General features: G+C 72.9%; 11 protein-coding genes. 9 read left to right on the top strand and 2 right to left on the bottom strand.

Going from position 1 to position 11,715, the window contains the following annotated elements; translation table 11 throughout:
• Positions 1 to 201 precede the first annotated feature (201 nt).
• Positions 202 to 324: a hypothetical protein gene (locus AOQ53_RS47405; RefSeq protein WP_269085456.1), complete on the bottom strand. Its 123-nt coding sequence runs from the start codon at positions 322 to 324 to the stop codon at positions 202 to 204.
• 367 nt (positions 325 to 691) lie between these two features.
• On the opposite strand from AOQ53_RS47405, the gene AOQ53_RS18475 reads away from it, so the two are divergent.
• Positions 692 to 994 carry a hypothetical protein gene (locus tag AOQ53_RS18475; protein ID WP_059418688.1) on the top strand — a complete coding sequence of 101 codons (303 nt, stop codon included), beginning with the start codon at positions 692 to 694 and terminating at the stop codon, positions 992 to 994.
• Here the strand turns inward: AOQ53_RS18475 and AOQ53_RS18470 are convergent.
• Complete coding sequence (locus tag AOQ53_RS18470; protein WP_059418689.1) at positions 960 to 1,448, bottom strand: hypothetical protein; 489 nt, start codon at positions 1,446 to 1,448, stop codon at positions 960 to 962. The two genes, AOQ53_RS18475 and AOQ53_RS18470, sit on opposite strands and share 35 nt — an antisense overlap.
• 704 nt (positions 1,449 to 2,152) lie before the next feature.
• Between AOQ53_RS18470 and AOQ53_RS18465 the strand changes: the two genes are divergently transcribed.
• From AOQ53_RS18465 to AOQ53_RS18430, 8 genes are all read left to right on the top strand, one after another.
• The gene (locus AOQ53_RS18465; RefSeq protein ID WP_059418686.1) at positions 2,153 to 4,018 is read left to right on the top strand and encodes a phage tail sheath subtilisin-like domain-containing protein; all 1,866 of its coding nucleotides are present in this window, start codon (positions 2,153 to 2,155) and stop codon (positions 4,016 to 4,018) included.
• A 34-nt stretch (positions 4,019 to 4,052) separates the two neighbouring features.
• Positions 4,053 to 4,577, top strand: coding sequence for a phage tail protein (locus AOQ53_RS18460; RefSeq protein WP_004003113.1), 525 nt, complete (start codon positions 4,053 to 4,055; stop codon positions 4,575 to 4,577).
• Between the two features lie 26 nt (positions 4,578 to 4,603).
• Positions 4,604 to 5,341, top strand: a complete 738-nt coding sequence (locus AOQ53_RS18455) for a T4 family baseplate hub assembly chaperone (RefSeq protein ID WP_059418685.1) — start codon at positions 4,604 to 4,606, stop codon at positions 5,339 to 5,341.
• Positions 5,334 to 6,080, top strand: coding sequence for a hypothetical protein (locus AOQ53_RS18450; RefSeq protein WP_059418683.1), 747 nt, complete (start codon positions 5,334 to 5,336; stop codon positions 6,078 to 6,080). The genes AOQ53_RS18455 and AOQ53_RS18450 overlap by 8 nt, the downstream gene beginning before the upstream one ends.
• Positions 6,081 to 6,113: 33 nt before the next feature.
• The gene (locus AOQ53_RS18445) at positions 6,114 to 7,073 is read left to right on the top strand and encodes a DUF4255 domain-containing protein (protein ID WP_059418682.1); all 960 of its coding nucleotides are present in this window, start codon (positions 6,114 to 6,116) and stop codon (positions 7,071 to 7,073) included.
• A gap of 33 nt (positions 7,074 to 7,106) precedes the next feature.
• Positions 7,107 to 9,245, top strand: coding sequence for an ATP-binding protein (locus AOQ53_RS18440; RefSeq protein ID WP_059418681.1), 2,139 nt, complete (start codon positions 7,107 to 7,109; stop codon positions 9,243 to 9,245).
• The gene (locus AOQ53_RS18435) at positions 9,236 to 9,520 is read left to right on the top strand and encodes a hypothetical protein (protein WP_059418679.1); all 285 of its coding nucleotides are present in this window, start codon (positions 9,236 to 9,238) and stop codon (positions 9,518 to 9,520) included. The genes AOQ53_RS18440 and AOQ53_RS18435 overlap by 10 nt, the downstream gene beginning before the upstream one ends.
• The coding region (locus AOQ53_RS18430) for an eCIS core domain-containing protein (RefSeq protein WP_236711724.1) at positions 9,517 to 11,715 on the top strand (2,199 nt) is incomplete at its 3' end. The genes AOQ53_RS18435 and AOQ53_RS18430, both read left to right, overlap by 4 nt.

Raw genomic sequence — 11,715 nt, 5'->3', positions numbered from 1 at the left:
AAGGAGCGGCGTCCGGTGCGGCGAGAGGGCGTACCGGGCGTCGCGACGGGGCGAACGTTGCCTGCCGGAGCACTAGTGTGCCGCGCCAGAAATCCGTCGGTAGATCTGTCTCGTCTCGGCGGTCGGATTCTCGCCGCCGACCAAGGGCGTTGACCGTCCGCAGCTCAGCGGAAACTACCTAGGAACTTCCGGCGCGGGACACTAGTGGCGCGACGCCGCGCAGCCGCCCGGCCGCGCGCCCGCGACGCTCAGCCGCGGCTCCCAGCGGGACCACTCGTGCTCCAGCACGGCCCTGCGCTGCCGGAGTTCAGGGCGCTGTGACATGGCCTCTCCCTGCCGTCGTACCGGGAGAACCGGTTCCGGGCGCGATGCCGGCCCGGTTCTCGGTCTGACGTCAGTGTTGCCGGATGCGTACGGCCGGGGTCGAGGAGAGCGCCGGAATGCGCAGGAGCCGCAAGAGTGCCCAGGGCTGCGCCGGGACCCCTTGCCGGGAGCGAGCGTGTCGCCGATGACCCGGCCCGCCGTGGTTCCGTCCGACCGGAGCCGGAACGCCCCTGCCCTGAACGGGCGATCGCCCGACTGGATGTTTGTCCGGTGCCCGCGTGCCGCCGTACGGGTGACGGGTTCACTCGACCCGACGTACGGGGCCCGGCTCGCGTACCACCGGTGCGCCGCGACGCGTTGCCCGGGCATGGACAGCACTGAGACGGCGCGGCGCCTTCTCGGGAACGACGCCGCTCCCCGGTCGTATGCCGAACTCACCAGCGGATACGGGGGTCATCCGCCCATCTACGCGGCGCTCGTCGCCGAGTGGCACGCCAGGGGCCACGAGGTCCCGGAGCACCGTGACGGCCAGTGGGTCTCCTTCGCGGCACCCTCCGCGAGCGAGACCTGGGCCGCCCTCACCACATGGACCGTCGGCCGGCACCCGGGGACGGCCGCACCCGACGGCACTCGCCTCACCAGCAGTCAGCCACCGCGTGCTCCGCGCTGACCGGCGCCAGCACGGCGAGGGCCTCGGTGGCCTCCCGCAGGGCCGACTCCAGCGTGCCCGGGGCGTGCAGGTTGCCCGTGCCGTCCGGCGGGACGAGCCACTCCATGCGCCCGGCGGGCCGGTACGGCGGCGGCACGGCGACCCAGGAGCCCCGGCCGACGTGCCGGACACCGGAACCGACCCACTCGCTGACGGGGTCGGGTGGCAGGAAGAAGCCCACTCTGCGTGCCGCGGAGTCCACCAGGGTGGGGCCGGGCACCTTCAAGGGATCGCGCCACAGACGGTCCAGGGCGAGCAGCCCGAGCCGGTCGGGGACGCTGAGCACGTCCCAGTACCGCCCCGCCTCCACGAGCGCCGTCCCCGTGCCGTAGTCCCACTCCCGCTTGCACTCCTGAGGGTCCCGGGCGGCCGCCGCGAGCCACTCGACGGCTTGCTTCCACATCACGCTCTGCATGGCCACCCCAGGCACAGTCGGTCGCGCCCCTACGGGCGCACGCTGGACACGGGCCGGTGACCCGCGGAGCCTCGGGCTCCGCGTGCCGGTCCGGCACTGGCCATGCTCGTAGATATTTCTACGCGCTGGAAGGGGTGGCGCGGCCTGGCGTTTGGGTCGGGCATGTCCCGATCGAAAGGGGGCACTCGGAGATGGATCCCGTAAGGCATCGATCAACTCCGTGCGCGTCCATGCCGCCCCGCTGAAACCGGCCACCGAGAGATGGACGACTGGGGGAGGAGCCGGGGAGCGCGCCGGGCGGATGAGACGCCGGTGCCGGAAATGCGGGGTCTCCCAGGCGTGCTCTCCGCCCGGCGCTCACCGCCGCTGGGCCGGAGGTGTGGACCAGTCCACGAGGGCGCGCGGGCGGGATGTGCGGATCGCGGAATTTTGCCTTCACAAAACCTTCCACTGTGCTGGCCAGAACCCGTCTTGTTCAGCCAACTCCGAACGCAGCAAGGTGGGTTGAGCACTTGAGCATCAGGAGTCACAAGCGAGCTGCTTGACCCGTGCGACCGAACGCGCGGGTACTGACGGGGGAACTGATGAGGTGCGCGCGTGTCCACCGCCGACGGGCGGGGGCCAGTCCTCGCGCACGGCCGCAACGTCTCTCCCTCCTCTCTTGGTGCCTTCATCCGGTGCCCGAGATAGGGATAGGAGGGGGAATGCCGATGAGTGCAGTGAGCGCCGCCAAGCCGACGTATCCCGGCGTCTACGTCGAAGAGCTTCCCAGCAGCACCCGCACCATCTCGACCCTGACCACTTCGGTGACCGCGTTCGTGGGCCACACCCGGCGCGGTCCGCTGAACGAGCCGGTCCGCGTCACCAGCTTCACCGAGTTCGAGCGCCGCTTCGGGGGGTTGAGCGCCCAGAGCGCCGTCGGCTACGCCGTTCACCAGTTCTTCGGCAACGGCGGCACCGTCGCCGTGATCGTCCGCGTCGCCAAGGCCCGCAGCGGCAAGGCCGCCGGCGTCACGCTGGAGTCCACCGAAGGTCACAGCGCGTGCGACGTCCTCAAGGTCCACGCCAAGGAACCCGGCGTGTGGGGCAACGGCCTGCGCGTCGCCGTCGACTACGACACGCCCTGCCCCGACGAGACCTTCAACCTGCGCGTCCACGACGCCAAGGGCGAGGCCCGCGAGAGCTTCACCGGCCTGTCCGTCGACCCGTCCCACGGCCGGTACGTACAGACCGTCGTCAACGCCGGCTCCCGGCTGATCCGCGTCGAGGTCGTCGGCGAGGGCCGGCCCGACCCGTCCGGCACCGTCTCCAAGCCGTTCGGGCACGAACTGCCCGACCTCGCCGTGGACCTCACGGTCAAGATCGGTGACGTCGAGCGGGAGTTCACGCTCTACGACCCCGACTGCGACGGCGAGGCCCCGCACTCCGTCGCCGAGCTGGCGCTGCTGCTGGAGCGCAAGCTGCGCGCCCTGCCCGACGCACCCGGCAAGCACGCCTTCGCGGGCGCCGAGGTCACCGCCTTCGGCCGGCGCGTCCAGGTCGTCGCGGGCTCCACCGACCCCGAGGACGTCGTCCGCTTCCTCGGCGAGTGCGCCAACGACCTGGGCCTGGAGGCCTCGGTCAACCCACCCGTCTTCCCGCTGGAGGGCGGCGAGGACGGCGAGGCGCCCGGAGCGCGCGACCTCATCGGCTCCGAGGCCGACAAGTCCGGCATCCAGGCGCTGCGCGGCGTCGCCGACGTCAACCTCCTCGTGCTGCCCGAACTCGCGGCGTACGAAAAGACGGAGGACGCCGTCACCGTCGTCTCGGCCGCCCAGCGGCTGTGCCAGGAACGGCGGATCTTCCTGCTGGTCGACGCGCCGGGCACCTGGGTCAGCGTCGACACCGCCCGGGCCGGGCTCGCCGCCTTCGACGCCGTGCGCGGCAACCACGCGGGCCTGTACTTCCCGCACCTCCAGCTCACCGACCCCCTCACGGGCCGGCTGCGCTCCTTCCCGCCGTCCGGCGCGGTCGCGGGCGTCATCGCCCGGACGGACTCCGAGCGCGGCGTGTGGAAGGCCCCGGCCGGCACCGAGGCGCGGCTCGCCGGGGTGCACTCGCTGACGGTCAACCTGACCGACCGCGAGACCGGCCTGCTCAACCCGCTCGGCGTCAACTGCCTGCGCACCTTCCCGGCGACCGGCCCGGTGGTCTGGGGAGCGCGCACGCTGGAGGGCTCCGACGCCCTCGACAGCGAGTGGAAGTACGTGCCGGTGCGGCGACTCGCCCTGCACGTGGAGGAAAGCCTTCAACGAGGCCTCCAGTGGGTGGTGTTCGAGCCCAACGACGAGAACCTGTGGCAGCAGATCCGGCTCGCCGCCTCCTCGTACCTGCACACCCTCTTCCGCCAGGGCGCCTTCAAGGGCGGAACGCCCCGCGACGCCTACTTCGTCAAGTGCGACAGCGACACCACGACCGCCGAGGACATCGAGAACGGCATCGTCAACGTCCTCGTCGGCATCGCGCCGGTCCGCCCGGCCGAGTTCGTGATCGTCAAGATCCAGCAGACGTCCGGGCAGTTCGCGCTCTAAGGAACGCTCCTAGGAATCCCTGAGGACATTTTCGATGGCAGAGTTCACGGTCAACGCCCATCGTTTCGACCCGTACAAGAACTTCAAGTTCCTGGTCCTGTGGGACGGTCGGACGGTCGCCGGCATCAGCAAGATCAGTCCGCTGAAGCGGACCACCGAGGTCGTCAAACACCGGCACGGTGGCGACCCCTCGTCCCCGCGCAAGTCGCCGGGCCGCTCCGAGTTCGAGGGCATCACCCTGGAGCGCGGCGTCACGCACGACCCCGAGTTCGACCGCTGGGCCAACAAGGTCTGGCAGGTCGGCGCGGGCCTCGGCTCGGAGGTGTCCCTCGCCGACTTCCGCAAGGACATCGTGATCCAGGTCCTCAACGAGGCCGGCCAGGTCGCCGTCTCCCACAAGCTGTACCGGACCTGGCCGAGCGAGTACCAGGTCCTCGGCGAACTGGACGCCAACGCCAACGCGGTGGCCATCCAGTCGCTGAAGCTCGAGTGCGAGGGCTGGGAGCGGGACTACGAGGTGCCCGAGCCGGAGGAGCCGTCGTTCCTCAACCCAGCTTGAGCAGGGGGTAGTTGAGGGGGGACGCAATGGTGATCACCGGTGCGGCCGAGCTGCTGGCCACCTGGGAGGCGGGTCTCGCCGAGGCACCGACGGGGCGCGCCCTGCTGCTGCACCGCACGGCACGCCCGGACGTCGACGCCGCGGTGCTGCCGGTGCTGCCGGTGGGCGAGCGCGAGGCCGACCTGTTCGCGCTGCGCCGCGCCCTGTTCGGGGAGCGGATGCAGGTGCGGCTGGAGTGCGCGGCGTGCGGGGAGGACATGGAGTTCGACCTGGACGCCGGGGAGTTCGCGCGGTCGCTGGGCAAGCCCGGCCCACCGGGTGACTCCCTGGTGCGCGTCGAACAGGATGGCTGGGACGTGCGGTTCCGGCTGCCCGGTGTCGCCGATCTCACGGCGGCGGCCCGGGCGGCCGACCCGCGCACGGCCCTGCTCGCGCGGTGCCTCGTCTCGGCGCGGCGCGACGGGGCGGCCGTACCCGCCGAGGACCTGCCGGTCCCGGTGCAGCGCCGGATCGCCGAGGCGGTCGAGGCCGCCGACCCGGGCGCCGACGTGACGCTCAACGTCGCCTGCCCCGAGTGCGGCGCGGCCACCCGGGCCGAGCTGGACATCGCCTCCTACCTGTGGACCGAACTGGACTCCTGGGCCCGGGACCTGCTGCTCGACGTCCATCTGCTCGCCACGTCGTACGGCTGGAGCGAGCCGGAGATCCTGGCGCTCAGCCCGCTGCGGCGCCGTTACTACCTGGAGCTGTGTGCGGATGTCTGACGCCGAAGGGGCGCCGGTTCCCGACTTCCTCGACCGGCTGATCGCCCGGCACGCCCCGGCCGCCGCGGTTCCGCGCCCGGGTGTGGTGCGGGTACGTCCCCGGCTGCCCGGGCCGTTCGAGCGGGTGGAGGCGGTACGGGCCACGGCACCGGAACCGGACGACGGGACCGGCCTGTTGTGGCCCTCCGCCACACCGTCGGCCGTACGGCAGGGGGAGGCGCCGCGCCCGGCGACGCCCGCCGCCCGGCCGCACACGGAACGGGAGCGGACGGTCGTACGCACCGAGCCTGCCCCCGCGGACCCCGCGCCGCAGCCCGCACCGAGGGCCCTGCCCGAGGCGCCGCTGCTGCGTCCTGTCGCACCCGTCGCGCCGGGGCCGAGGCCGGCGGCCGACGCCGCACAGCGGGCGGCGGGCCGGGGGCGCCCGGAGCGGGGCTCCACCCAGAGCACGGCGTCCGCGCCCATCCCCCCGGGCGCGGACGCCGTTCCCCCCGCCGCCGCGGCCGCCTTGCTGCGGCCCAGCGCAGCCGAACACGCGGCGGCGCGGGACGCCGTACGACAGGCCGCGGCACGGAGACCTTCGCGGGCGCCCGAGCAGGTGGTGCAGGTGCAGATCGGGCGGCTGGAGGTGACGGCGGGTACGTCGCCGTCCGGCGGCAGTCGGCAGCGGACGCCGTCGGCTGGGCGGCCCGGGACGACCCTGAGCCTGGCGGAGTACCTGGCGCGAGGGCGGGAGTGACATGACAGAACGAGGAACCGAGGTACCGACTTCATGAGCAACGCACTCGCCATCGCCCATGTCACCCAGGCCCTCGCCCTGCTGCTCGCGTCCAACGTGGGCCCGGAGTTCGACGAGGCCGTGAAGGTGGAGCCGCGCAAGCCGCCGGCCGAGCCGCCGGACCACCCCACCATCAACGTGTTCCTCTACCAGGTCACGCCCAACACGTCGATGCGCAACAGCGACCTGCCGACCCGGGCCGCCGACGGCACCCTGGTGAAGCGGCCGGCCGCCGCGCTGGACCTGCACTACCTGATCAGCGCGTACGGCGACGAGACGACACTGGTCGGGCAGCGGCTGATCGGCTCCGTGGTGCGGACCCTGCACGAAATCCCGGTTCTGCCGAAGGACGTCATCGAACAGTCCGGTGAACTCCCGCACCTCACGGGCAGCGACCTCGCGGAGGCGGCCCAGCGCGTGCGGTTCACACCGACGGTGATGGACATCGACGAGACGTCGAAGCTGTGGGGGATGCTCCACCAGACGCCGTACTCGCTGTCGGTGGTCTACCAGGCGACCTTGATCTTCATCGACGGGCGCGAGAAGCCGGTGCCGGCGAAGCCCGTGGAGCGGCCGGACGTACGGGTGCTGCCGTTCGGGGCGCCGGGGGCACCTGTTCCGCCGGGGACGGCGACGGGGTCCGAGGCGGCTGACGGTACGTCGGTGAATGGACGCGGCAAGGCGGTTGACGCGGTCAGGACCGAGCGGGACGAGGCGCCCACGAAGGCTGTGACCAGGACCCAGGCGAAGAGCGCGGCCAAGGCTCCCGAGAAGGCGGCCGCCAAGACCGCCGCGACGACCACTGCCAAGTCCGCTGCCAAGACACCGGCGAAAGCGCCTGCCAAGGCCCCGGCGCGCGGCCGTAAGGCGGCGCAGGCGAGCAGGTCGACAAGGGCGGGCGGGGCCGCCCGCGGCGCGGAGGCGGACGGCACGGCCGAGAGCACCGAGAACTGAGACGGCATGGGAACGACGGGGGCAGGTGAGGACATGGGGACGAACGGGCCGGGCACAGCGGGAACTTCGGGCGCGGCGGGCGCCAACGACGGCCGTGACGGCGGTGCGACGCTGACCGCGGAGATCGGCCGCGTCCTCGCCCGGGTCGACGCCCACGCCGCACGTGCCGGGCATGCGGCGAGGCCGACGCGTCCCGCGGCCGCCGACAGGCAAGCGGGAGCCGCTCCCGAGCACGCGAGGGACACCGAGTCCGCCATGGGCGACCCCGCCGTGCGCCCGGGCGCCGCCGCGGGATCCACCTCGACGGGCTCCCTTGTATCCTCAGCCCCCACACCGGCCACCACCGCGGTCGTTGCCGCACCCGCCCCCACAACCGCCCCCCTCGACGCCCTCGTCACCTGCTTCGGCCTCACGCCCTTCGAACGCGACCTGATCCTCCTTACCGCCGCCGACGAACTGGACCCCACGACCGCCGCCCGCTGCGCCGCGGCCTGCGGTGAACCCGAGCGGGCGTACCCCACGCTCTCGCTCGCGCTGGCCGCGCTGGACGAGCCGCACTGGAGCGCGCTCACGCCCGTGTCCCCGCTGCGGCGCTGGCGGATCGTCGAACTGGACGACGAGTCGCGCCTGACGACCTCCCGGCTCCGCCTCGACGAACGCATCCTGCACTTCCTGCTGGACTCGCCCTACCTGGACGCCCGGCTGCACGGCCAGTTGCGCCGCACACCGGTGCCGGACACGCTGCCGCCGTCGTACGACCTGGCCGCGAACCGGGTCGCCGCCGGCTGGACGACGGGCACGAGCCCCGACGCGCCGCTGCTGGTACAGGTGACCGGCGGCGACCTGCGCAGCCGGGCCGACATCGCCGCCGCGGCTGCCGCCCGCTCCGGGCTCGGGCTCTACGCCATGGGCGCCGAGGACGTCCCGACCGACCCCGTCGAACGCGACCGGCTCGCCCGGCTGTGGCAGCGCGAGGCGATCCTGCTGCCCGCCGCGCTGCTGGTCGAGGTGGGCGAGCTGGACCGCGACCAGCGGTCGGCGACCGAGGCGTTCCTGGCCGGGGCCGCCGTACCCATGGTGGTGTCGAGCGAGGACCCCCTGCGCTCGGAACGGCCGCACGGCGCGCGCGTGACCGTGCCGCGCCTGGACGAGGAGGAGCAACTCGGCCTCTGGACAGCGGCCTTCGAGGACATCGCCGACCTCGACGAGGGCGAACTCCGTTCCTTGGTCGCCCAGTTCCAGCTACCACCGCACGTCGTACGGTCCGCAGCGGCCGCCGTACGCCGCGACCTGCCGCACGAGGACGAGCTCGACGCCGCCGAACTCGCCTGGCGCGCCGGCCTCGACGAGGCCCGGATCGGAATGGACGAGCTGGGCCGCCGCATCGAACCCCAGGCGGGCTGGAACGACCTGGTCCTGCACGAGCGGCAGACGAGCGTGCTGCGCGAGATCGTCGCGCACGTACGGCAGCGCCCGACGGTCCACCAGGAGTGGGGATTCGCGGGGACGCTGCGCCGCGGCCTCGGCGTCACGGCACTGTTCGCGGGCGGCTCCGGCACCGGCAAGACGCTGGCCGCCGAGGTCATGGCGAACGAGCTCGGCCTGGACCTCTTCATCGTCGACCTCTCCCAGGTGGTCAGCAAGTACATCGGCGAGACGGAGAAGAACCTCCGCAGGGTCTTCGACGCCGCGGAACGAGGCGGCGCGCTCCTGCTGTTCGACGAGGCCGACGCGCTGTTCGGCAAGCGCAGCGAGGTCAAGGACAGCCACGACCGGTACGCCAACCTCGAAGTCAGCTATCTGCTGATGCGGATGGAGGCCTACCGCGGCCTCGCCATCCTCACCACCAACATGAAGAAGGCCCTCGACAACGCCTTCCTCCGCCGTATCCGCTTCGTCGTCGACTTCCCCTTCCCGGCCGAGCACGAACGCGCCGAGATCTGGCGCCGAGTCCTGCCACCGCAGGCCCCGGTGAAGGACATCGCCCCGGAGCTCCTCGCCCAGCTCACCGTCGCCGGCGGCTCGATCCGCAACATCGCCCTGTCCGGCGCCTTCCTCGCCGCCGAGGAGGGCGACCGGCTCCAGATGCGGCACATGCTGGCGGCGGCCCGTACGGAGTACCTGAAGCTGGAGCGGTCACTGACGCCGGCGGAGGTGCGGGGATGGGTGTGAGCAGGGAACCTTCGGCGATACGCGTGGAGATCGGCGAACTCGTCCTCGACGGCTTCCGGGTGGACCCGGACCGGGTCTCAGCCGCGTTCGAGCGCGAGCTGAGCCGGCTGGTGGAGAAGCACGGCGTCCCGCTGGCGGCAGACGGCGCCCTTGCCCTGGAGGCCCTGTCCGGGCTGCCGCCCCTGCCCGCCGGGCTGTCCGCACGCCGCCTCGGCCAGGAGCTGGCGCGCGCGGTGCACGAGGGACTGAGCGGACACGGGGAGGTGACGCGATGACCTCACAGACACAGCAGGACCGTGCGGAGCAGGCCGCGGAGCAGCGCCGCCGCAAGCGCAAGGAACGGGCGGCCAAGTCCCGTACCCCGGAGCCGAAGGACATCGTCAGCGGCGCGGGCCAGCCGCTCGACCCCGGCGTACGGCGGGAGCTGGAGGAACAGCTCGGCCACGACCTGAGCCGCGTCCGCCTGCACACGGGCAGGGACGCCGGGCAGTTGACGGACCTGCTCGGCGCGGACGCGGTCGCGGTCGGCCAGGACGTCTTCTTCCGCGAGGGCGCCTTCAAGCCCGGCACGGACGAGGGCCGCCGCCTGCTCGCCCACGAGCTGCTGCACACCGTCCAGAACCCGCACGGTCTGGGCACGCTGCGGGCCGGGCGCGACCTGGGTGCGGTGAGTCTGCCGCAGCAGGCGATCGAGCGGCAGGCCGAGTCGGCGGCCCGGGACCTCGTACGTCAAGAGCCGGCTCGTACGGAGGAGTCCGCCCCGGAGGTGGAGGAGGCGCAGGCGACGCCCGGCTGGCTGCGGTACGCCACCGTCGACGCCGACCGCATGCGGGCCGAGGCCGTCGACCCCGCCACGCTCGTGGACCGCCTCGCGAACGGTGTGATGCGCTCCCTGCGCGGCGACCCGACCGACGCGTCCGGCCGGGTACGGCTCCAACTGGGGCGCATGTCCGAGCAACTGGCGGACGCGGTGGTCGACCGGCTGGAACGGCGGCTCCTCACGTCCGAGTACGAGCGCCTTCTCGACCTCGTCGAGCAGTCGGAGACCACCGGCCCGCTCGAACTGCAGCCCGCCGACGTGCCGCTGCCCGAGATCGACCTGTTCGAAGAACTCGGCGTCGAACGTATCGAGTGGAAGAAGAAGCAGGAGTCGGCCGGCGGCTCGAAGGAGAAGCGTGCCGCCGACTCCCGCGAGGAGCAGAAGGACGCCAAGGACCGCGACGAGAAGGCCGGTGAGAAGCGCAGCCGGGCGCAGTCCGACACCGCCGTCGAGGACCAGGAGGCGGCACAGCGCAAGGAGCAGGAGGACGAGCGCAACGCCTCCCGGCAGCGTGCCAAGGAGGAGCAGCGGCAGGAGGACGAACAGGCGGCCGGCGACCGCGAACGCGTCGACGAGGCCGCCGACCGGCGCACCGAAGGGCAGCAGGAAGGCGTCGAACAGGCCAAGGAAGAGCGCAAGGAGCAGCGCGAACGCGAGGAGGCCGACCCTGAGCAGGCGAGCGCGCCCGGCGCCGACAAGCGCAGGCGGCGCGACGAGCAGACCCAGCCCGCCGCCGGGGCAAAGCGCGAGGAACTGGAGCCGAAGGCCAAGGCGCAGCCCGGCCCCGTACGCCCTGAGAAGGTGGACGAGCGGGCCGAGCAGCGCGACTCGGCGCTGTCCGAGCACGGCCTGCACGAGAAGGACGAGCACGAGGACGACGTCCGCGAGGAGGAGAAGCCGCTCGGGCTCGAAGCCGGAGCCGACGAGGACGTCGAGGGCCGCGACGAGGGCGGCGGCAGGGCTGCGGAGGTCGAGCGGGAGCCCTCGATCAAGCCCGAGGACCATCTGCCGGACGCCGACCTCGACCTCAGCGCCGTACCGACCGCCGAGCAGCTGAAACCCGGTGACCCCGAACCGTCCCTGCCGTCCTTCCCGACGCCCCCGCCGACCAGGGCCGAGAAGATCGAGCGGGAGCGCGAGCAGAACGAGCAGGAGCAGGACGAGGACGCTGCCGGGCCCGAGGGCAAGGCCCCCGGGCAGGACGAGGGCCCTGTCGAGGGCGAGGCGCCGCCGCCCGAGGGCGGGCCCGTCGCGCAGGCCGAGGACCGCAGCGCCAAGGACCTGCAGGAGACCGAGAAACCGCTCGACCAGGAGGTCGGCCCCGACCCGGCGACCGAGGACAAGGAACGGCCCGAGCCCGAGGCCGAGAAGCCCGATCCGGCACAGGAGCAGGAGCGGGAGCAGGCCAAGGAGCCGGACGCGGCCGGGGAGGAGCGCGACCAGGACGAGAAGCCGGACGCGCAGGAGGAGCAGCCCCGGACGGCACGTGCGGGCACGGAGCCTGAGGCTCGCTCCGCGGAAGGGACACAGGCCGCCGCCGCTGTGCCCGCCCCTGCCCCCGCCCCCGTGCGCAAGCCCGCTGGCGCAGACTCCGAGGACACCGGCCGAGGACCGCAACCCGTCGCCCGCCGCGCGGCGCGCCGCCGCACC

Origin of the sequence: Streptomyces azureus (assembly GCF_001270025.1) — a bacterium.
Classification (GTDB): domain Bacteria; phylum Actinomycetota; class Actinomycetes; order Streptomycetales; family Streptomycetaceae; genus Streptomyces; species Streptomyces azureus.
Note: the sequence above shows the minus strand (reverse complement) of the source record. Positions and strands in the feature narration are given on the sequence as shown.

What these genes read in the sequence shown, in the direction of transcription:
- AOQ53_RS18470 (WP_059418689.1), bottom strand. Translation starts at nt 1,448, where the DNA reads ATGCAGAGCGTGATGTGGAAGCAAGCCGTCGAGTGGCTCGCGGCGGCC.
- AOQ53_RS47405 (WP_269085456.1), bottom strand. Translation starts at nt 324, where the DNA reads ATGTCACAGCGCCCTGAACTCCGGCAGCGCAGGGCCGTGCTGGAGCAC.
- AOQ53_RS18440 (WP_059418681.1), top strand. Translation starts at nt 7,107, where the DNA reads ATGGGGACGAACGGGCCGGGCACAGCGGGAACTTCGGGCGCGGCGGGC.
- AOQ53_RS18465 (WP_059418686.1), top strand. Translation starts at nt 2,153, where the DNA reads ATGCCGATGAGTGCAGTGAGCGCCGCCAAGCCGACGTATCCCGGCGTC.
- AOQ53_RS18450 (WP_059418683.1), top strand. Translation starts at nt 5,334, where the DNA reads ATGTCTGACGCCGAAGGGGCGCCGGTTCCCGACTTCCTCGACCGGCTG.
- AOQ53_RS18475 (WP_059418688.1), top strand. Translation starts at nt 692, where the DNA reads ATGGACAGCACTGAGACGGCGCGGCGCCTTCTCGGGAACGACGCCGCT.
- AOQ53_RS18435 (WP_059418679.1), top strand. Translation starts at nt 9,236, where the DNA reads ATGGGTGTGAGCAGGGAACCTTCGGCGATACGCGTGGAGATCGGCGAA.
- AOQ53_RS18445 (WP_059418682.1), top strand. Translation starts at nt 6,114, where the DNA reads ATGAGCAACGCACTCGCCATCGCCCATGTCACCCAGGCCCTCGCCCTG.
- AOQ53_RS18460 (WP_004003113.1), top strand. Translation starts at nt 4,053, where the DNA reads ATGGCAGAGTTCACGGTCAACGCCCATCGTTTCGACCCGTACAAGAAC.
- AOQ53_RS18455 (WP_059418685.1), top strand. Translation starts at nt 4,604, where the DNA reads ATGGTGATCACCGGTGCGGCCGAGCTGCTGGCCACCTGGGAGGCGGGT.